Genomic DNA, 20964 nt, shown 5'->3' on the forward strand with positions numbered 1-20964 from the left:
ACGGATACATCCGGGAGGTGGGACCGGCTACGCCACCGGTCCGGCAACCTAGGAGGCAGTTTGTCATGACTTACCCGCCTGTCGGCTCCCGCGATCACCGCAGAAATTCAGCCACCCGCCTCGCCGCCGTCGTCGCTTTGGGAATTTCCCTGATGATCGGCCAGGGGCTGGCGGCTCCGGCCTGGGCGGCCGCCGATCCCGCCGCGGAAGAAACGCCGTCTTTGGACGCCGGCCGCTACATTGTCATGCTGAAGGACAGGCCCCTTGCGGCCTACACCGGTGGCGTCGAGGGCATTCCGGGCACCGCCGCGTCCAACGGCAGGAAGCTCGACGCCGACAGCGCTGAGTCCCGGCGCTACTCGGCACACCTGGAGGCAGAGCAGAGCAGGCTGGCCGCGGCGGAAGGCGTGGCCATCGACGACAGTTACACGCTGGCAGTGAACGGCTTCAGTGCGGAGCTGACCGCGGAGCAGGCAAACGCATTAACGAAGGACGGAAACGTCCTTGCTGTCGTTAAGGACAGCCAGTACAAGATCGACTACTCGAGCACCGAGTTCCTGGGCCTGCCGGGTCCCGGGGGAGTCTGGGCCGAACAGTTTGGTGGCGACGCCAACGCGGGCAAAGGCACGGTGGTGGGCGTACTCGATACGGGCTACACGCCCGGTAACCCGTTCTTTGCCGGGGAACAGGTGAAGCCGCTGTCGGGAGCTCCCCATGTGGGCGAACCGTACCTGTCGGCCGGAAACCAGATCACCATGCTGAAAGCGGACGGAAGCACGTTCGCAGGCGTCTGTCAGGCGGGTGACCAATTCGCCGGAACTGAATGCAACAGCAAGGTCATTGGGGCCCGGTACTACGACGCGGCCTTCAAGTCCGCCGTCCCTCCGGGCCTGCGCTCGCCGAAGGAAACGTACTCGCCCGTGGACATCAACAACCACGGTTCCCATACCGCCAGCACCGCCGCGGGCAACAGCGACGTCAGCCAGGCTGTCGGCGGCAGGGACTTCGGCAAGGGATCGGGTGTTGCCCCCGCGGCGAAGCTCGCCATCTACAAGGTCTGCTGGGAGGGTGTCAGCCCTGCAACCACCGGCTGCTTCGCTTCCAGCGGCGTGGAAGCCATCGAGGATGCCATCAGGGACGGCGTCGACGTCCTGAGCTATTCCATCTCCGGAACCAACAATTCGACGGTCGACCCGGTGTCCATCGCCTTCCTGAATGCCGCGGCGGCAGGAATCTTCGTGGCTGCGTCGGCCGGCAACTCAGGCCCGGCCGCCAGTACCGTGAACCATGCTGCTCCCTGGATGACCAGCGTGGCGGCCTCCACCCACAGCAGCAGCCTCCGCGGCACGGTGGAGTTGTCCAGCGGCGACAAGTTCGCCGGTGCCAGCATCATGTCCACTGAAGTCGCGAATGCGCCCATCGCGCTCGCCGCGGCTGTCAAGACGGCCGACGCCGTCGATGCCAACGCCGCCCTGTGCGCGCCAGGCACTTTGGACCCGGCCAAAACCGCCGGCAAGATCGTGGTCTGCGACCGGGGCGTGGTGGACCGGACGGCCAAGAGCATGACCGTGGCCCAGGCAGGCGGCATAGGCATGGTCCTGGTCAACCTGACGCCCAACTCGCTGGACGTGGACCTGCACAGCGTTCCCACGGTCCACCTCGACGACCCCGCCATCAAGGAGGCGGTCGGGACTGATGCGGCGTTGACTGCGAGCCTGGTGGCCACTGACACCACGGGACTGGACCCGCCGCCGGTCCCGCAGATCGCGGGTTTCTCCTCCCGCGGGCCCACCCTTGCGGCCAACGGTGATCTCCTGAAACCGGACATTGCAGCTCCGGGGGTAGGCGTGCTGGCGGCTGTCTCGCCTGCCGGGTCCAACGGCCAGAACTTCGGGTTCCTGTCCGGAACGTCCATGGCAGCGCCGCATATTGCGGGATTCGGGGCATTGTTGCTGGGCAAGAACCCGTTGTGGTCCGCGGCGACGGTGAAGTCAGCGATGATGACCACGGCCTACGATCTCGTGGACGCGGAAGGATCCCCGGTCCATGACGTCTTCGCCCAGGGCGCTGGACAGATCGATCCGGCCCGGATCGCAACGCCCGGACTGGTGTACGACGCCGGCCCCAGCGACTGGCTCGGCTTCCTGCAGGGCCTGGGCTATCAGCTGGGAGTTGCCCCGCTGGCTGCCAAGGACGTCAACCTGCCGTCCATCGCGCTCGGTGGCCTCACCGGCACCCAAACCGTCACCCGGACGGTGACGGCGTTGACGGCCGGCAGCTACCGTGCAGAGGTCGATGTTTCCGGGATCACGGCTGAGGTGACGCCGGACGTGCTGACCCTGGCAGAAGGCGAGAAAGCCACGTTCACGGTGCAGTTCACGAACTCCGGTGCAGCCCTCGACGCCTTTGTTGGCGGGTCACTTACCTGGAGCTCGGACGAGGCCGTGGTCCGTTCGCCGGTTGCCATCCGTTCGGTGACCGCTGTTGCGCCGGCTGTCGTCAATGCCTCGTCCGCCGGCGGAAGCGGCAGCATCGTCATCCCGGTAACGTCCGGCAGTCCCGAGCCCATCGATGTGACCGTGAAGGGTCTTGCCAAGGCCAGCTCGTCGGCGATCAGCCTGGTTCCCGGGCCCTACACCGGTGTCAAGGACGCATCGAACGACGTTCAGATCGTGAATGTGCCGGAAGGTTCTTCCCTTGCGAGGTTTGCGGTCAACTCCGCCAATCCGGCAGCGGACTTCGATCTTTACGTGGTCTCGCCGGCCGGCCTGCTTTATCCAGGGGCCACGCCTGCAGCCAACGAGGCAGTCTCCATTCCCGACCCGGTGGCGGGCGACTGGAAGGTGACCACCAACCTGTTCGCCAGCCCCGGCGGCGCGGCGACGGCAGCTTCGGTTGAAGCGATGGTTCTCGCCGGCGACGCCGGAAACCTCACGGTCAGTCCGAACCCGCTCGCCATTGAAAACGGCGCCACCGGTGAGCTCACTGCCACCTGGACCGGACTTGAGGCCGGCAACTGGGTGGGCTTGATCAAGTACGGTACGGGACCGTCAACCCAACTGAACGTGGCCGTGACAGCGCCTTGAGTTGCGGACGCGGGATAACCGCGGGGCCGGGCTAGGCCCCGGCGGTGTCCCGTCCAGTCGCATCGCGTTCGGCCGCGGCCCTGGTGGCAGCGATCAGGTCGGTCATTGCCTGGTGGAGTGCGCCCACCTGGCCGCGCGTCAGGCCAAGGCGCTCCATCATGGTTCCCGGAACCGCCGTCGCCCGTTGCCGGAGGGCCGCGCCGCTCGGGGTGAGCCCGACGGCAAGGGCCCGCTCGTTTCCGGCAGCGCGGCCGCGGGTGATGTAGCCGGCCGCTTCGAGGCGGCGCAACAGCGGCGAGATGGTGGCTGGCTCCTGGGCCAGTGCATCGCTGATGTCCCGGACCGAGCGCGGGCTGGACTCCCAGAGGCAGAGCATCACAAGGTACTGCGGGTGGGTCAGCCCGAGGGTGTCCAGCACCGGTTTGTAGGCGCCCACGACGCTGCGGGACGCAACTGTCAAAGCGAAGCAGAGCTGGTGTTCCAACAGGAGGTCTTCATCAGACGCTTCGATGGGCGCGGCCGAGCGCTGATTCATCTTCTTCTCCTCAATCGTTAGTGGGCTAATGATTAGCGTACACTGGATTGGACGAGACCGTTCTGAAGGGAATCCACAATGGCCAACAAGGAAAACGCCGCCCAAAGGTTCATGCGTGCAACAGGCAAGCTCCGGGCCATCTTCGGGCCGGCCAACCGCAGTTCCTTGGGCCATGAGATGACCGACGAGAACAAGGCCCTCCTTGCCCGGCGCGAAGCGGAGACCCAGCAATGGGAAACCATGCGCAGGCCGGATGGCAGCACTTACGTGGTGCCCAGGAACCCGGAGGACAAGTCCCTTCGCTAGGCCGCCGACAGCCCTGACGCCCGGGGCCTTTTTCGCTTCCCGGGCGTAAAATATGGGCACAGGTACCAACCGGCCAATGCATCACTGCTTGACCCGAAAAAGGGAAAGGGGGTGGGAATTGTGGCAAAGGCGATACAGCGCTTCATGAGCAAGACCGACAAGTTGCGGTTCTTTTTCGGGCCCGCCACGCGGGGTGATCCGACCGCGCCCGTTGTTCACAGGCACGACGACTTTGAGGCTGCTTCCGAAGAGGACCTGGCCCACTTCGAGGTGGAGACGGATTCCGAGGGACACCACTACGCGGTCCGCAAGGAAGACATCAAATAGCCCGTTGCATTGCAAGGAACGGCAAAACAGAAAGGCACAGCGGCTTAGGCCGCTGTGCCTTTCTTGTGCTGTGACTTTTCTCTGAAGCTGTGCCGCTCGCCGCTCCTGCGACGACGTCCCGGGCGGGCTGGTCTTAGCGGCCGGTGCCGCCGTAAACAGTTGCTTCGTCTTCGCTGTCCAGGTCGAAGGCCTTGTGGATGGCCCGGACTGCATCATCGAGCAGGTCGGCGTGCGTTACGACCGAAATGCGAATTTCGGATGTCGAGATCATGTTGATGTTGATGCCGGCGTCGGACAGCGCCTTGAAGAAGGTGGCCGAGACGCCAGGGTGGGAGCGCATGCCCGCCCCGATCAGCGAGAGCTTGCCGATCTGCTCGTTGTACTCGATGTTTTCGAAGCCGATTTCCGGCTGTGCCGCACGGAGGGCAGCAAGGGCATCCGCACCTTCCACGATGGGGAGCGTGAAGGAGATGTCCGTCCGGCCCGTGCCGTGGGTGGAAACGTTCTGCACGATCATGTCGATGTTGGAGTGTGCGTCGGCGATGACCTGGAAGATCGCTGCGGCCTTGCCCGGGATGTCGGGCACACCCACAACCGTGACCTTGGCTTCGGAACGGTCGTGCGCAACGCCGGAGATGATTGGCTGCTCCAAGGCAACTCCCTCTTGAGTCGTGATCTTGTCGTCGGCTCCGGGCATGACCCAGGTGCCTTCGTTCTGGCTGAATGAAGAACGCACGTGCAACGGCACGCCGAAGCGCCGCGCGTATTCCACGCAGCGCAGGTGCAGGATCTTGGCGCCGGATGCGGCCAGTTCCAGCATTTCTTCGCTGGAGATGCGGTCGATCTTCTGGGCGGAAGGCACCACTCGGGGATCCGCAGTGTAAATACCATCCACATCCGTGTAGATCTCGCAGACGTCGGCGTCCAGGGCGGCGGCCAGGGCCACAGCAGTGGTATCGGATCCGCCACGTCCGAGGGTGGTGATCTCGTTGGTGGTGCGGCTCATTCCCTGGAAGCCGGCAACGATGGCGATGTGTCCCTTGTCCAGGGCGGTGCGGATCCGGTGGGGATCGACGTCGATGATCCGCGCCTTGCCGTGGATGCCGTCGGTGATCATGCCGGCCTGCGAGCCTGTGAAGGACTGGGCTGAAGCGCCCAGCTTGTTGATCGCCATGGCCACCAGGGCCATGGAGATGCGCTCACCCGAGGACAGGAGCATGTCCATCTCACGCGCGGGAGCAGAGTCGGTGACCTGGGCGGCGAGGTCCAGTAGTTCGTCGGTGGTGTCGCCCATTGCGGAGACCACCACAACCACTTCGTTGCCTGCCCTTTGGGCGTCGACGACGCGCTTGGCAACCCGCTTGATGCCGTCCGCGTCGGAAACCGAGGAGCCGCCGAACTTCTGCACGATGAGCTGCTTAGTGCGGGCAGTAGCGACGGGCAGCACGTAGGGCTGGTTCTCTGTCTTCACTTCGGTAGTGGGCATACTCATGCGCGCACCCTCACTGCATCAAATCGGGGTTCCGGGGCCAAGCAACCAAAACGGCGCGACGGCGTAACTGATGTGCCCAGTTTATCGCCGGGAACCGCGCGGCGCTGAATTGTGACCGCATGGTGGCCTCCCGTGAGTCATCTCCGGCTAGTCGTTGCCGGCGAGGGTCCATGCCGTCCTGTCCAGGCGGTAGCGCCAAGATGCGAGCGCTTTGCCATGTGTGTCCTGGCTGGCGGTGAAGTAGTGATCCGGGGCGAAGCCCAGACCTTCGAGGAGGCGCCGTGAGGCGGTGTTGGGTTCGTACACGCCAGCATAGATGGTGTGGGTTCCGCATTCAGTGAAGAGCCAACGGACAAGAGCCCCGGCGGCCTCGCGGCCGTATCCGTTGCCGTGATAGTCGGGGTGGAGAACGTAGCCGAGACTGGCGCAGCGGCCCGGCAGGCCGCCCGGCAGCGGCGGTTCGGTTGTGTTCCACGTGCGGCCGTCACCGATCACGGCTCCCGTTGAGCGGAGAACCACTGCCCAGCCCAGGTGGAACCACTCGGCTGTTGAGCGTTCTGCGCGGCTCAGAAGATCATTGAGGAGCCGGTCCGTTTGTCCTGCGGCCAGTGGCTGGTGCGAGAGATAGCGGACGGCATCGGCGTGTCCCCGAAATCCCCGCAGTGCGGCGGCGTCGACCTGCGTCAGGAGGCGCAGTTCCAAGCGCTGCGTGACGATGGAGGCGAGCGGTTCCATGGATTGCCGTCAGTGCCCGGTCAGCTCAGGGCGTTGCGGCGGCCCTCGAATGCGCGCCCCAGGGTGACCTCGTCCGCGTATTCCAGGTCGCCGCCCACCGGCAGGCCCGAGGCAAGCCTGGTGACCGTGATGCCGATGGATTTCAGCATCCTGGCCAGATAAGTGGCCGTGGCCTCACCTTCGAGGTTGGGGTCCGTGGCGATGATGATTTCCTGGATGGCACCGTCGTTCAACCGGGTAAGGAGTTCCCTGATCCGCAGCTGCTCCGGGCCCACGCCGGCTATGGGGTTAATCGCGCCGCCCAGGACGTGGTAGCGGCCACGGAATGAACGGGTGCGCTCCACGGCCAGGACGTCCTTGGATTCCTCCACAACGCAAATGATCGAGGGATCACGGCGCGGATCGCGGCAGATATTGCACAGTTCCTGCTCCGTGACGTTGCCGCACACCGTGCAGAACTTCACGCGTTCCTTCACGGTGGTGATGGCCTCGACAAGCCGCTTCATGTCCTGCGGGTCCGCCTCGAGGATGTGGAATGCCAGCCGCTGGGCGGACTTGGGTCCCACGCCGGGAAGGCGGCCAAGCTCGTCGATCAGCTCTTGAACTGCACCTTCGTACACAATGTCCTCGTTCGTTTGAATCGTTTGTTGGGGTCGTAGGTCGGCTGGCCGGCGGACGCAGGCGTGCCGTTCCCTGTCGACAGCCCGGAGGGTCAGCCCGCTGAGTGGGAGTCCCGTTAGTGGCTGTCCTGGTAAGAGCGGCTTTTCCGGCGGGGCAGGCTAGAAGCGGGGTGCGATCGGGCTCCCGTCCAAGGACCGTTCCTCCACCAGCTTTCCGCCCAGAATACGCTCGACGGCGGCGCGTCCAAAGACGCCCGATTCCTCAATCGTTTCGTCGTCCGGGCTGGGTGTGTCCTGGACGTAGGTCTTGACGGCCTCCGCCTGCCGCGCGGGGGCCTTGGCCCGGCCGGCTTCGGCCTCGGGGCTGTTGGACAGCCGCTGGTACAGGCTCTGCTTCACTGTCCCGCCGGGAGCGGCCTCCGAGGCAGCGACAGGCGGGGTCTGCGGTGATGCGTAAGCCGCCGGTGCAGGTGACGCGATGCTCCTCACGTCCGGGCCGGACATTGCCGGCGACGGGTCCGTTGCCGTGGCGGGACCATACTGCGCGGACGTTGCCCAGCCTGCGCCAGCGGAACTGCCGGCACCGGACAGCGCACCCACCGGCTGCCGGACTTCGGCCGGATGCGGGGTTTCACCGTTGTGGAGGGTGGAGGCTTCGTCCCGCATCTCCGCGGACCGGGGGAGCTGTGCCGCTGCCGGCTCGTAGTGCGGCGTCCGGGGCTCGGGAACCACAGGCAGGCTTGCCCGGTCCGGATCTTCTACGGACTTGCCGACGTTCGACTCTGCACCCACGGTCCAGACACCGGGCGCAGCCTCCGTGGCGCGGGACCATGGATCGTCGTTGGGGGTATCGTCCGCGGTGCGCGAAGAGCTGACGGAAGCGGGGATTCCGGCCGGCTGGATTGGCCGTGACTGCTCAGGAACGGACGGGGTCCAGTCCATCGGAGGCTCTTCATCCAGCGGGGGAGCATCTTCGTCCAGCGGCGGACCCCAGTCGTCGTCCGGGTAGCTGTAGGAACCGGACGCGTCGTCCTGCTGCCGCTGTGCAGGCGGTGCTTGCGCGGGCGCGGCTTGCGCGGGCGCGGCCTGCGCGGGGGCGGCCTGCGCGGGCCTGGGCTCGGCGGCAGCGGTGGCCGCGTTGGCAGAGCCGGCGGCGTGGACAGGCGTGGCGTCCGCACTTGGATGCCCGCCCGCGGCGCCCGCAGTGGAAGCGGCCGGGTGGGTGCGCGCAGGGCTCATCTCGGGATCTGAGACGGCTGCAGCGGACGCAGGGGCAAGACCCCAGGCAACGTCAGCGGGCGTCGCCGGCGTTTCCGGGCTGGCGGCCTTCGATTGCGCTTTCGGGCCAGCGGGCGTCTCCGGCGACGCCGGGCTAGCCGGTGCTTTTGGGTTTGGCTCAGAGCTCGCTGAGCTGCTGGCGCCGCCGGACACTGCATTGATCTGGCAGTCAATACCCACGGTCTTGTGGATGGCCTGGCGAAGATTTTCCGAGTGGTCGGCCCGGCCGAAAGCACCCGCCAGCCCGGAGGTGGTGAACGCCAGGGTGAGCACCTGGCCATCGAACTGGCCCACCTGGGCATTGGGTTCCACAAGCGCCCACGTGCTGCGCTTGATCTTGCTCAGCGTTTGCAGGACTTCAGGCCAGGCACGGCGGAGCACTTCCACGTCGCTGCTGGCATTCGGGGCCGGAACGTTGCGCTCCGCCACTGGCTGGCCTGCTTCGGGCCGCAGGGGTGTCCCCGCTGCCGCGACGGGTTCGACTGGAGCCGGCGCTGAAGGTCCGGATGCGGCAGCAGGAGCCGCCGGAGCCTGCGGGAAGGCAGCCTCCGGGACGGCAGGCTGCGGACCGGCCGGACGCGACGGTGCCGGACCGGACGCACTCCGATTCGCCGCCTGTGACTCGTCGACCGGCCAATCGGTGGTGGAGACACGAGGCGGAGTGAGGGATTCGCGGGCGGGTGCTTCGGGAGCCGCAGGCTGCTCTGGCGCGGATGCTGCAGGAGCCGGTGCCGGAGTCTCGGATGTTGCCCTCGGGACCGCCGCGGGAGCCAGGGACGCCGCCGGAGCCGCTGCCGGAACTGGGGACGCCGCGGGGGCCGGAACCGCCGCCGGCACAGGTGCCGAAGGTGCCGGTGCGGAAGATGCCGTTGCAGCAGCGGCGGGAGTTCCGACGTCGTTCCCGCCGTAATTCAGCCGGCGCTCCACGCGGTCGATGCGGGCGGCGATGCCGCGTTCGGTCTGCTCGGAAGTGGGGAGGAGGATGCGGGCGCACAGCAGCTCGAGGTGGAGCCGCGGCGACGTTGCACCCGTCATCTCGGTGAGGGCAGTGTTGGTAACGTCCGCCGCCCGGCTCAGCTCGGCTGCGCCAAGGTTGTGGGCCTGGTTCTGCAGGCGGGCGATCTGGTCGGCGGGCATCCCGCGCAGGATGGACTGGGCGCTCTCCGGCATCGCCTGGACGATGATGAGGTCGCGGAAGCGCTCCAGGAGATCCTCCACGAAGCGGCGCGGATCGTGGCCGGTCTGGATCACCCGGTCCACCGCCCGGAAAACGGTGGCGGCATCCGAGGCCGCTACGGCTTCAACGACGTCGTCCAGCAGGGACGCGTGGGTGTAGCCCAGCAGTGCAACGGCCAGCTCGTAGTCCAGTCCGGTGGGACCGGCGCCCGCCATAAGCTGGTCCAGGACTGAGAGTGAGTCCCGGACGGAGCCGCCGCCGGCCCGGATGACCAGGGACAGCACTCCGGGTGCCACGGGAACGTCTTCCTGGTTGCAGAGCAGCTCAAGGTAGGCCATGAGGGGCTCGGGCGGAACCAGCCGGAACGGGTAGTGGTGGGTCCGGGAACGGATGGTGCCGATCACCTTGTCCGGCTCCGTGGTGGCGAAGATGAACTTGATGTGTTCCGGCGGCTCTTCCACGATCTTGAGCAGGGCGTTGAAGCCTGCCGAGGTGACCATGTGGGCTTCGTCGATGATGAAGATCTTGTACCGGTCGCGGACAGGAGCGTAGGTGGCGCGTTCGCGGAGGTCCCGGGCGTCATCCACGCCTCCGTGGCTCGCGGCGTCGATCTCGATCACGTCGAGGGAGCCGGAGCCGCCGCGCGCAAGCTCTATGCAGCTGGGGCACTTGCCGCAGGGGGTGTCAGTGGGGCCCTCGGCACAGTTGAGGCAGCGGGCCAGGATGCGGGCCGAAGTGGTCTTTCCGCAACCGCGCGGCCCGGAAAACAGGTAGGCGTGGTTGACGCGGTTTTTTCGCAGCGCCGTCATCAGCGGCTCCGTGACGTGTTCCTGCCCGATAACGTCAGCAAAGGAATCTGGACGGTATCTGCGATAAAGGGCGGTTGTAACACTCACAGAGAAAACCCTACCAATCCGGGCTGACAGTTTGCCGCCCTGTGGGGGAATAGTAAAGACCCCCCATGCACCCGCCAGAGCCCATTTACCCTTGCTACCTTCCGGTCCTGGGGGAGTTCAACAGGATGACGCCACATGAGGGGCCGTCAATGAGTTTACCCGATGATTTCGTGTGCCCCGAATCGGCTGCCGGCGGCCCCTTTCGGGCACGCTCGACTACGCTTCACCGCCGTCCGGCGGCCGGGCGGTGTCCGTTGACCGCCCAGCTCATCAGCGCCGGCTCCTCGTAAGGGTGGGCTGCGCGAAGTGCGGCCACCACGGCTTCGAGGACCTCTTCCTCAACGACGCACTCGATCCTCACTTCCGCCACCTGTTCGCTGCGGCCTTCCGAGCCGATGAACGGCCGCGCTCCGGCGAGGGGCGTGAACCGGCCGGTGCCGGGGGCTGTGAAGGCGCAGTGGGAATAGTTGCCGATCCGTCCGGCGCCCGCGTCGCCTGCGGCGGCCAGTACAGCCTCGGCATGGTCCGCGGGAACGTAGGTGACCAGGGCGTGAAGTTGCGTCATAGCCCCATTTTGGCAGCACTTCAGCAAGCGGGTCCGGTAAGCGATTAGCGGCACAAGTCGGTAACGGTCCGCCCATATCGGGGAAGAACCCTTGCTTATCACCGGTACAAAGCGGACCATGGATATGTACACCGATTGGGGCAATCTCAAGTTGAACTCAAGGTTGTGAGCTGCAGGGCCTGGCGCGAAGGCCGGACCCGGCAGCTCAACGGTGTGCCGGAAGAGTGGGCGCATTGGGGGCGTCCATTTTGACGTTAAGGGCACTTTCGGCCGGCAGGATCGGAGGGAAATGCGCAGGCCGGGGACGCCGCCCGGGTGTGCTGCCGTAACGCTCGGTTTGGCCCAATTGGGTGATGCCGAAAAGTTCAGGTATTCTAGTATCTGCTTTTGATTCAGAAGCTACTGGAGAATTCGCCTAGCGGCCTATGGCGCACGCCTGGAACGCGTGTTGGGTTAACGCCCTCGGGGGTTCAAATCCCCCATTCTCCGCGTTTGGCCCCGGTCCTCGGACCGGGGCCTTTTTGCGTCTTTGGGACCTAGGCCACAAATCCCAGGCGGCGCAGGCGTCGCCGTGCGGCCTGCTCACTCGGGCCAACCCTGCGGCCGCGGCCGCCCCCGCCCAGCGCCAATTGGACGACGGCGAGAGTCACTTTGGTGCCAAACCGCACCGGCAGCGGCAGGGGCCCCAGCCGCGGAGGCCGGAGCCCTAGCATGTCCCGGTATTTCGGTTCGAGGCTGGAAACGGCGGCGGCAAACAGCATCCGGTAGCCGGGGCGCAGTGAAGGATGAAGCGGCGGGTTGCGGATGAAGGCCACAATTTCGGCCACCCGTTCGTCGGTGCGGAGGTCGCCGTCGTCGTACCACCTGTCCAGCTGTTGCCGCATTTCCGCCTCGCTCAGCGGCGGAGAGTCCACGCCCATCAGCAGTCCTGCTTGCGCCCATTCCCGGACATAGGCGTCCGGCCCGCCCGGGATGGGGCGGCCCCAGATCTTGTGGGCGGACAGGAATGCGTCCGTAAACGCGATATGGACCCACCGGAGCAGCTCGGGGTCGTTGGCCGCATAACTTCTTTTGACGCCGTGGGCATCCACGTACTCTCCCCGCACGGATTCATGCAGCCGCAGGACCCAGCCGGATGCTGCGCGCGCCGCGGACGTGGAGCCATAGGACACGGTGAAGATCCAGCGGATGGTTCCGGCAAGCCGTCCCAGCGGATCATCCCGGAACCGTGAATGGTCGTGCACGCCGGCTAGTGCACCGGGATGGAGGGCCTGCATCAGGAGTGCCCGGATTCCCGCCACAATGGTGGTCATTGAACCGTGTACCGCCCAGACTGCGGACCCCGGGAGGTGATAACCGGCGTCGTCACCCTCCTCGAGCAGGGGAACCCAGCCCGGCACGGCCCCCCGTGATCCGGTGAATGTTTGCCTGAGCTCGGCCCGCCACTCCCTGAGGACATTGCGCATGGTCCATTGTTGCGCACCCTGGCTGTGAGCCAGCTGGGAATTCCGGCGCGAAAGGGCGGAATTCCGCGGGAGCGCCTCAAAGAGCTCGATGTTGGGGGTTCACACGGGCGGTGGGCTGTGGTCCCATAGGAATCGTAAGTCCGTCGAGATTGGGGTCTGGCGGGCCTATCGCAGGAGTCAGCACGTGGGAAATCACTGGGGATATGGACACGACGATCATCCAGGCAGGCCTTGCCTAGTCGCTGCGCGGATTCTTGGCGTATGCGCCATTTCAACGCTGGGGGTGGTGGCGCTTAGCCTCCAGGGACCCGCCACGCCGCCAGCGGCCGTGGTTACGCCAACCTCGCAACAATCCGGGGTAGGCGGTCCGGGAATCGCGCCGTGGCCGGATACCTTCATGAAACCGCTGGGCGCTGCACCCGGGACCATTGCCGCCAATGCCAATGCCCTCATTTCCTACAGCCGCAGCGATATCCGCACAATCTCCAAAAGCGGCAAGCGGGAACTGAACGTTGCCTCGGAGGAACTGCGGCGGCCGCCTGCCGGATCACTCATGGCGCCCCTCGAAGTGCTGACCGAAACATCCGGCTTCGGGCTCAGGGTCAGCCCCTTGACCGGTACTGCCGGAGAGTTCCACTGGGGCCAGGACTTCGCAGCCGCGTGCGGTACCCGGGTCTACGCAGCCGACGCCGGGGTGGTCAGGGCCGTCGGCTGGCACCCCTGGGGCGGCGGCAACCGGGTGGAGATCGATCACGGCAACGGGCTGATCACCACGTACAACCACCTGGAAGGGATCGCCGTCAAGAAGGGGGACTCCGTCCAGGTGGGCGAGGTCATCGCGAAAGTTGGCACCACGGGTTCGTCCACGGGATGCCACCTGCATTTTGAAACCATCCTCGACGGGGTCCATGTCAACCCGCTGCAATGGAAGCTCCTGCCCACCAAGCAGGTAGACGAGCTCGGGACCATAGACATGGTCAGCTACGTCCCCGGCGTGGACGCCCCCAAGGGCGATCCCACCTGGGCAATCCCCGTTTCCTCTGACAACTCGCACATGGTTGCGGGAGGGGAGACGGAGGGGCCCGTGCAGGGAGCGCCGTCCGCCACCGAGACCGGCACACCGTCGGCCCCTGCGACGGCCGCCACTGCGGCTTCGACGGCGAGTACGTCCGCTCCTGCCACAGCATCGGCGAGTTCGACGGCGACCGCACCGCCGCCCGCCGGCACGTCAACTGCCACCCCGGCGCCCTCACCATCGCAGACTGAGACGCCAACGCCGACGCCGACCTTGACTGAACAGTCCACCGCGACAGTGTCGCCGACGGAAGCCGTCACCGCCACGCCCACGACAGAGCCTGCGGCTGAGCCCACGTTCTCTGAGACGCCGGAACCCACGTTCACGGCCACCGGGGATCCTTCGACGGAACCTACGGCCCCGGCGGAACCGACGGCCGATCCCGAGCCGACAATGACGACGGAGCCGGCTCCGACCGGAACGGCCACACCCACGCCCACGCCCTGACAGGATCCCGCCATCTCAATTCACCCGGGCACCAACCCATACACTTGGCCGTTGTCAACGAATAGCAGCCATGACCAGTTTCTTAAGGAAGCCCACCGTGAATTCGCTCCACTCCATTCCGCTCACCCTCAACGACGGCACGACAACCGATTTTGGCCGCTTCAAGGGACGCGTGGTGCTGGTGGTCAACGTGGCCTCCCAGTGCGGCTTCACCCCGCAGTACGCAGGCCTTGAGTTGCTCTACGGGAAGTTCAAGGACCAGGGATTCGAAATCCTGGGGGTGCCCTGCAACCAGTTCGCCGGGCAGGAGCCGGGAAGCGACGACGAAATCGCCGAATTCTGCGAGCGCAATTTCGGCGTGACATTCCCGCTGACAGCGAAGGCTGATGTTCGCGGCAAGAACCAGCACCCGCTGTACGCGGAGCTCACCCGCTTCAAGAACGGTCTCCTCCCGGGCCTGGTGAAGTGGAACTTTGAAAAGTTCCTGGTAAACCGCGACGGCGTTGTGGTGGCCCGCTTCGCCCCCACTGTGGAACCGGACTCGCCGGAGGTCATCGCCGCCATTGAAGAAGCCCTCGCCTGACGGCCGCCTGGGGCGCGGCAAGGAACCTCGACGTCGGTCGCTAGGGCCCAACGGCCCCTACCCGTAAGTATGCTTACAGCCTAGACTGGCCGAACCCTCCAAATATGTCCTGCACAGCTGCGGCTTTCCGGCTGTAGCACTGCGGGACGGCGCGGCTGGTCCGTACCGGCCTCGGAGGGCGCATCAGAACTTCGTGAATCACACTGGGCGCCCGTGCCGGTGCCCGTGAAGCCAGGAGGAAAGAGATGACAGGGAACAAAGCTGTTGCCTACAAGGGGCCGGGAAAAGTCGAACTGATAGACATCGACTATCCCAGCTTCGAACTCAAGGACGGACCGGGCGTCAACCCCGCCAACGTGGGCCGCCCGGTCCGCCATGGAGTGATCCTCAAGACCGTCGCCACCAACATCTGCGGTTCCGACCAGCACATGGTTCGCGGCCGCACCACAGCGCCCACCGACCTGGTACTGGGCCACGAGATCACCGGCGAGGTCGTGGAAGTCGGCCCCGACGTCGAATTCATTAAGGTGGGGGACATCTGTTCCGTTCCCTTCAACATTGCCTGTGGACGCTGCCGTAACTGCAAGGAGCGCAAGACGGGCATCTGCCTGAACGTCAACCCCGCTCGCCCCGGCGCAGCTTACGGATACGTGGACATGGGCGGCTGGGTGGGAGGCCAAGCGAACTACGTCCTGGTCCCGTATGCGGACTGGAACCTGCTGAAGTTCCCGGACAGGGACCAGGCCCTCGAGAAGATGATGGACCTGGCGATGCTGTCAGACATCTTCCCGACGGGCTTCCATGGCGCCGTCAGCGCCGGCGTGGGCGTGGGCTCCACGGTCTACATCGCGGGCGCCGGTCCGGTCGGACTGGCCGCGGCCACCAGCGCGCATCTGCTGGGTGCCGCCGTCGTGATTGTCGGGGACCTGAACGCCGACCGTCTGGCCAGGGCCCGCAGCTTCGGCTGCGAAACCGTTGACCTGACCGAAGGCGGGCCCGCGGAGCAGATCGAGCAGATCCTGGGCGTCCCTGAGGTCGACTGCGGCGTCGACGCCGTCGGCTTCGAGGCCAAGGGGCACGGCCATGACGCCAAGGAGGCTCCGGCGACGGTGCTGAATTCGCTGATGGAGCTCACGGCGGCGGGCGGGGCGCTCGGCATTCCCGGGCTCTACGTCACCGGTGATCCGGGCGGTATCGACGAGGCTGCCAAGAAGGGCGCTCTCTCGCTCAGCCTTGGCACGGGCTGGGCCAAATCGCTGAGCTTCACCACGGGCCAGTGTCCCGTCATGAAGTACAACCGCCAGCTGATGATGGCGATCCTTCACGACAAGGTCCACATCGCCAAGAACGTCAACGCCAAGGCGATCTCCCTGGAGGACGCACCGAAGGGTTACGCCGAGTTCGACGCCGGTGCCGCCACGAAGTACGTCCTCAACCCCAACGGCTACTTGAGTTAGCTGCAAAGTACTTGAGTAGCCAGGTTCGGCGGTCACATCCCCAGTCGGGTATGTGGCCGCCGAATTACTTGTTCTTGCCGTTTTTCCAAATATGAATACTGGAGTTTGCACACTATTTGCCGAATGTCTGGTTGGATAGACATTACTGAGAGGGAAGTTGGGGGCTACAGTCTCCACCCAACCAGGAAGGCAGTAATGGAGCTCATCGAGGCCGAACATCCGCGGCCACGTCATTTTCTACTCCACCTGAGCGACCCCCACCTGTTGGGAGGTCCGGATCATCTCTATGGCGCGGTGGACAGCGAAGCCCGCCTGAAACAATTGTTTGAGGAAGTCAAGGCCTCAGGGGCCCGTCCGGAAGCCGTGATTTTCACCGGCGACCTGGCCGACCGCGGCGAAACGGAGGCCTACGCAAAGCTCCGGGCCATCGTCGAACCCGCCTGCAAATCGATGAACGCGCAGGTCATCTGGGCCATGGGAAACCATGACGACCGTCACAACTTCCGTTCCGGCCTGCTCGACCAGCCCGGAAACGACTCGCCGGTGGACCACAGCTATTTCATCAACGGCCTAAGGGTGATCACCCTGGATACTTCGGTGCCGGGTTTCCATCATGGTGAACTGAGCGAGTCACAGCTTGAATGGCTCGCCGCCGAACTCGCCACACCTGCACCGGACGGCACCATCCTGGCGCTGCACCATCCGCCGGTACCTTCCATCCTGGACCTGGCGGTCCTCGTGGAGTTGCGCGGCCAGCCGGCGCTGGCTGCGGTGCTCCGTAACTCGGACGTCCGCACCATCCTTGCCGGGCACCTGCATTACTCCACCACCGCCAGCTTCGCCGGCATCCCGGTATCGGTGGCCTCCGCCACCTGTTACACCCAGGACCTGAACGTACCGGTCGGCGGTACCCGCCCCATCGACGGCGGCCAGGCATTCAACCTCGTGCACGTTTATGAACACACAATCGTGCATTCCGTGGTGCCTATCGGCAGCGCAGCCGCGGTGGGCGAGGTCGTGAGCGCGGCCGAAACACAGCGGCGATTGGCGGCCGCAGGCATCCGTATTCCGCGGCAGGCAAAGACGCAGGGACACCCGCCCACCCAGAGCATTCCGCTGATAAGCGCCTCCCGATGATCAGCCCGGGCTCCGGACACTGACACCGCTGGCGGGGGAGCCCCGCCCTTGGCCGGGGAGCCCTACTTTTCCCAGGGTGCCTTGATCGGGTAGTACTTCTCCAGGAAGTCAGTGACCAGCTGGGCGCGTTCCTCGGCTTCCACTTCCGGGAAGCTGCCGTCATTCAGGCAGAAGAAGTCCATGTTGCGCTTGGACAGCAGCTTGGGCAGGTAATTGAGGCCGGACCGCATCGTGGTGTCGATGTACCTTACCTTTGCTGCCGTCTGGGTGACCGCGCGCCCGGTCAGCAGCGCGTAGTAGTGGTAAAAGGAATTTGTCACGGAGATGTTGTCCGCCGCCCGGAAACGGCTGGCCGCGGTCTTGGCAAACTCCTGCGGGAATTCCTGCTCCATGGTGGCTGCAACGCTCCGCCGCAACGGGGCGGCGGTGTGCTCCAGGTGTCGGGTGGTGATCCGGCCGAAACGGTCCCACAGGAGTTTCCGGTTCACCCTCGCAGCGTTCTCGAAACCGCTGCGTTCCGCGTCGTTGTCGCCCAGCCCGATGCGGGTTTCCGCCTCAATGAACTTGGTGACCCCGCCGGGTGTGAAGAACATGTCCGGTCCCACCGCACGGCCGAAGAACATGTCGTCGTTGGAATACAGGAAGTGCTCAGAGAGCCCTTCGATGTGGTGCAACTGGCACTCGACGGCCTGGGAGTTGTGCGTGGGCAGCACGGAGGGATCAGCGAAGAATTCCTCACTGCGCACGATGGTCACCGAGGGGTGATCGGCCAGCCAGGCGGGCGCCGGCGAGTCTGTGGCAATGAAGATCCGCCGCACCCAGGGAGCGAACATGTACACCGAGCGCAGGGCGTACTTCAGTTCGTCGATCTGGCGGTAGCGGGCCTCGTGGTCATCGCCTTCGCCTACGACGACGCCGGTCATCCGGGCACGCCGCGCGGCGATGTACTCCGGGGAACTGCCGTCCACCCAGGAAAACACCATGTCGATGTCAAAGCTGATGTCGCTGGCGTGGTCCGCGAACATGTTCTCGATGGTGGGCCAGGTGTGGCCGTAACGCTCCACGGTGCCGCGCACCGCGTCGGTGGTGAGCATGGTACGGCGGGTAAGGGAGTTCTCAATCGGCAGGATCAGCTGGTTGCCTTCGAAGCTCCACAGCTCGATCTGCACGCCGGCGGAGGAACCGAATTCGAAACCGCCGTTGGGCTCAACCCGCGGCCGGTAGAGCCGGAAGATCCGGGCCTGGCGGTTCGGCGAGAGTTCGCCGTCGGCCACCAGGACAGAGGACTTCTTCTTGGCGTCCACGGTCATGGAATACACGGGCTCGTCACGGCATGCTTCCACCAGCGCGGCACGGAGCTTCTTCCGGTTCTCCCAGTCCAGGGCAATGACCGGCCGGTGGTTGTTGCCGCGCACCAGGAGGTAGTCCAGGCCCGCGTTGGCGAGGACATTGCGGATGAACAGCAGGTCCTCCACCATGGCCTGGTAGGGCGTGCGGGTGTCATTGATCAGCGCATAGCGCCCTCGGTGGCGGACCACATCGGGGCGGTTTTTCAGCCGTGCGACAGCCGCCGGCGACGTTACTTCGGCGTGGCTCCTGCCGTCGTCGGAAGCCTGACCGCCGTAGTAGATCTCATCCTGAACGAGTGCGTCTGTAATGGTGTTTCTCCGAGCTGTTGTCTATAGGGGTCCTACCTGCATGATAACCCGCGTAAAAAAACTCGACTAATCCGGAGTTAGCCGGCCAGAGCCTCCCGCCAGCTGCGCAGGAACGCGCCGCCGGCGTCGTCGTGGATCACGTCTTCAGCGAGCCCCAGGTCCGCGGCCGTCAGGACCGCGTACGGCTTGGCGGGAACCCCGTCCGCGGGGCGGACGTCCACGTGCTTCACCTCGTGGTCGTTGTGGTGCAGCCAATCGGCCATCGCGTAGTCGGTGCGTGAATCGCCCACCGTACGCCAGGCCAGGGGCCGGACACCCTGCGCAGCGAGCAGCTCCACGGCCCGGCTGGCACCCAGGTCCTTGCCGAGGCGCACTGACTCGATGTCCGTGGAAATGATGGTGGGATCCACCCGGTAGTCGATCTGGTCGTCCGAATCGGGAGCATGGTGGTCCAGCCGGACCACGCCCAGGCCGTGACGGGCCATGAGCACCATGGCGTCGGCGTCGAACAGTCTTTGTTCGTCGAGGTAGTCCTCGCTGGGCACGTCGATGTGCTGCTCCACGGACACCATCGCACGCTTGGTTTCGTCGTAGAACATGTGTTTGGCATAGTCCTCGGACACCAGCCGGCGGACGTCGTCGCCGTAGGCGCTGGGGACGGCGAGATCGTGGTCCACGTGCACCGGTCCGGGCCCGGCAGCCGTGTAGCTGAACCAGACGGCCCCCTTCTCGCAGATGGCGTGGATGATGGTCCCAGCGGGCATGCCGGCGGCGATCATTGGCTCCATCACCTGTTCCCGGATGAACGCGTCCGAGCGGCCCGTGTTGAAGATGACGGGAATCCCCGCGGTGGCGAGGGCCACCATGTCGGCGATGATCTCCGGCTTGACGTTCCGGGTGACGGGGCTCGCCACCGGGCCGTCAACGTCGAGCAGGAGGGCAAGGGGAGGAGCCGACGGCGACGCGGCGGCCTGGTTCTCGGATGCAGTCATGGCTCCATTCTCTCAGTCCGGGCAGGCCCGGCGCAGAATGTTGCCTTGCGTCCTTCCGGCAGCCAATGGTCACTGTTTGGCCACAACCTTGGAACTGTGTGAGGTCATTCGTTCCCTTGGGCGGGCAACATCCATAGGCTTGCAGGGTGATATTCAAAGCTGTGGGCGAGGGACGCCCTTACCCCGACCATGGTTTCAACACCCCGAAGGAATGGGCTGCCCTTCCTCCGCGGCCGGTCCGGCTCGACGAGCTTGTGACCACCAAGCGCACCCTCGACCTCGAGGCCCTGCTGGCGGAGGACTCCACGTTCTTCGGCGACCTCTTTCCCCACGTGGTGCAGTACCGCGGAACCCTGTACCTCGAGGACGGGCTGCACCGCGCCGTCCGGACCGCACTGCACCAGCGCACCGCCATCCACGCCCGTGTGCTGGTGATAGATGGCTAGGAAACCCAAGGACATCACGGTCCTGCACGGGCACCGCGTCGTCTCGGGATCGGAGCTCAGGGCCACGTTCGTTGAGCCGGATGACACCGCCGAAGACCCCGTCCGGCTGCGCCGGCGAATCCTGCACGGCGTGGTGCTGGTTCTGCTGGTGGGGCTGATCATCTCCGCGATCATCGTTGCGTTGGCCATCATGAACGGACAGATTCAGATCCCGACGGCGGAGCGGAGCCGGTCTGCCGCTTCAGCGTGTCCCACAGCCACATTTGACTACACTCCGAACGAGAAGGTCAGCCTCAACGTCTACAACGCCACCAACCGGCCGGGCCTGGCGCGTTCCGTGGCCGACGAGTTCCTGGCCAGGAAATTCGCGGTGGCCGCAGTGGACAACACCCAGTCCGGTTACAGGGGTGTGGCCGCGGTGGTGTCCGGGGCTGCCGGCCAGTCGGCCGCTTTCAGTGTCCAGCGGAACCTTCCCAAGTCGGACTACTTCCAGGACGGCCGTTCCGACGGCAGCGTGGATGTCATCCTGACCAGTGAATTCAAGGAATTAGTCGCGCCGGGCCTCGTGGACCAGACACCGGGTCAGCTCAGCTGCCCTCGCGAGAGCCGCCGGATAGTGGACGGCGCCAAGTGGCCGGTGATCCCCAAAGCAGGCTGAGCCTGGCGGTTCCCGGCGGCCAGATGCG

Annotated in this window: 18 protein-coding genes, 1 tRNA gene and 1 other RNA gene; 10 read left to right on the top strand and 10 right to left on the bottom strand. The window is 65.5% G+C overall.

The window, feature by feature from the left end:
- Positions 1-65 precede the first annotated feature (65 nt).
- On the top strand, positions 66-3086 hold the full coding sequence (locus JOE41_RS13880; protein ID WP_209752684.1) for a S8 family peptidase: 3021 nt from the start codon (positions 66-68) through the stop codon (positions 3084-3086).
- Positions 3087-3117: 31 nt separating this feature from the next.
- On the opposite strand, the gene JOE41_RS13885 is transcribed toward JOE41_RS13880, so the two are convergent.
- Positions 3118-3621, bottom strand: coding sequence for a MarR family winged helix-turn-helix transcriptional regulator (locus JOE41_RS13885; RefSeq protein ID WP_011690417.1), 504 nt, complete (start codon positions 3619-3621; stop codon positions 3118-3120).
- A 78-nt stretch (positions 3622-3699) separates the two neighbouring features.
- On the opposite strand from JOE41_RS13885, the gene JOE41_RS13890 reads away from it, so the two are divergent.
- Entirely contained in the window at positions 3700-3927 is a 228-nt protein-coding gene (locus JOE41_RS13890; RefSeq protein WP_011690418.1) for a hypothetical protein, read from the top strand.
- Positions 3928-4071: 144 nt separating this feature from the next.
- Entirely contained in the window at positions 4072-4254 is a 183-nt protein-coding gene (locus tag JOE41_RS13895; protein ID WP_156810605.1) for a hypothetical protein, read from the top strand.
- 133 nt (positions 4255-4387) lie between these two features.
- Here JOE41_RS13895 and JOE41_RS13900 read toward each other — a convergent pair whose 3' ends face one another.
- From JOE41_RS13900 to JOE41_RS13925, 6 genes are all read right to left on the bottom strand, one after another.
- A complete protein-coding gene (locus JOE41_RS13900) occupies positions 4388-5746 on the bottom strand; it encodes an aspartate kinase (protein ID WP_011690420.1) in 1359 nt (452 codons plus the stop codon).
- Positions 5747-5893: 147 nt separating this feature from the next.
- On the bottom strand, positions 5894-6481 hold the full coding sequence (locus tag JOE41_RS13905) for a GNAT family N-acetyltransferase (protein ID WP_011690421.1): 588 nt from the start codon (positions 6479-6481) through the stop codon (positions 5894-5896).
- Between the two features lie 20 nt (positions 6482-6501).
- Complete coding sequence (gene recR, locus JOE41_RS13910; protein WP_011690422.1) at positions 6502-7101, bottom strand: recombination mediator RecR; 600 nt, start codon at positions 7099-7101, stop codon at positions 6502-6504.
- A 159-nt stretch (positions 7102-7260) separates the two neighbouring features.
- A complete protein-coding gene (locus JOE41_RS13915) occupies positions 7261-10452 on the bottom strand; it encodes a DNA polymerase III subunit gamma and tau (protein ID WP_209752685.1) in 3192 nt (1063 codons plus the stop codon).
- Positions 10453-10503: 51 nt separating this feature from the next.
- Positions 10504-10600, bottom strand: an RNA gene (ffs, locus tag JOE41_RS13920) — signal recognition particle sRNA small type.
- 75 nt (positions 10601-10675) lie between these two features.
- Positions 10676-11017: a hypothetical protein gene (locus JOE41_RS13925; RefSeq protein WP_209752686.1), complete on the bottom strand. Its 342-nt coding sequence runs from the start codon at positions 11015-11017 to the stop codon at positions 10676-10678.
- Between the two features lie 404 nt (positions 11018-11421).
- On the opposite strand from JOE41_RS13925, the gene JOE41_RS13930 reads away from it, so the two are divergent.
- Positions 11422-11506: transfer RNA gene (locus JOE41_RS13930), tRNA-Ser, on the top strand.
- Between the two features lie 47 nt (positions 11507-11553).
- Here the strand turns inward: JOE41_RS13930 and JOE41_RS13935 are convergent.
- A complete protein-coding gene (locus JOE41_RS13935) occupies positions 11554-12483 on the bottom strand; it encodes an oxygenase MpaB family protein (RefSeq protein ID WP_209752687.1) in 930 nt (309 codons plus the stop codon).
- Positions 12484-12880: 397 nt separating this feature from the next.
- On the opposite strand from JOE41_RS13935, the gene JOE41_RS13940 reads away from it, so the two are divergent.
- The 4 genes from JOE41_RS13940 to JOE41_RS13955 all read left to right on the top strand — a co-directional run bounded on the left by JOE41_RS13940 (position 12881) and on the right by JOE41_RS13955 (position 17182).
- On the top strand, positions 12881-14005 hold the full coding sequence (locus JOE41_RS13940; RefSeq protein WP_052309633.1) for a M23 family metallopeptidase: 1125 nt from the start codon (positions 12881-12883) through the stop codon (positions 14003-14005).
- 97 nt (positions 14006-14102) lie between these two features.
- Positions 14103-14588 carry a glutathione peroxidase gene (locus JOE41_RS13945; protein WP_011690427.1) on the top strand — a complete coding sequence of 162 codons (486 nt, stop codon included), beginning with the start codon at positions 14103-14105 and terminating at the stop codon, positions 14586-14588.
- 245 nt (positions 14589-14833) lie between these two features.
- On the top strand, positions 14834-16045 hold the full coding sequence (gene fdhA, locus JOE41_RS13950) for a formaldehyde dehydrogenase, glutathione-independent (RefSeq protein WP_011690428.1): 1212 nt from the start codon (positions 14834-14836) through the stop codon (positions 16043-16045).
- Positions 16046-16240: 195 nt separating this feature from the next.
- Positions 16241-17182 (top strand): phosphodiesterase, encoded by a 942-nt coding sequence (locus JOE41_RS13955; RefSeq protein WP_209752688.1) that lies wholly within the window; start codon positions 16241-16243, stop codon positions 17180-17182.
- 62 nt (positions 17183-17244) lie between these two features.
- Here JOE41_RS13955 and JOE41_RS13960 read toward each other — a convergent pair whose 3' ends face one another.
- Positions 17245-18720, bottom strand: a complete 1476-nt coding sequence (locus JOE41_RS13960) for a stealth family protein (protein WP_374068714.1) — start codon at positions 18718-18720, stop codon at positions 17245-17247.
- Positions 18721-18917: 197 nt separating this feature from the next.
- A complete protein-coding gene (locus tag JOE41_RS13965; protein WP_209752689.1) occupies positions 18918-19832 on the bottom strand; it encodes a hypothetical protein in 915 nt (304 codons plus the stop codon).
- A 146-nt stretch (positions 19833-19978) separates the two neighbouring features.
- Here JOE41_RS13965 and JOE41_RS13970 point away from each other — a divergent pair, with 146 nt between their 5' ends.
- Positions 19979-20278, top strand: a complete 300-nt coding sequence (locus tag JOE41_RS13970; protein ID WP_043429330.1) for a type II toxin-antitoxin system VapB family antitoxin — start codon at positions 19979-19981, stop codon at positions 20276-20278.
- On the top strand, positions 20271-20936 hold the full coding sequence (locus JOE41_RS13975; RefSeq protein WP_209752690.1) for a LytR C-terminal domain-containing protein: 666 nt from the start codon (positions 20271-20273) through the stop codon (positions 20934-20936). The genes JOE41_RS13970 and JOE41_RS13975 overlap by 8 nt, the downstream gene beginning before the upstream one ends.
- Positions 20937-20964 lie beyond the last annotated feature (28 nt).

Source organism: Arthrobacter sp. PvP103 (assembly GCF_017833075.1).
In the GTDB taxonomy this organism is placed as follows: Bacteria; Actinomycetota; Actinomycetes; order Actinomycetales; family Micrococcaceae; genus Arthrobacter.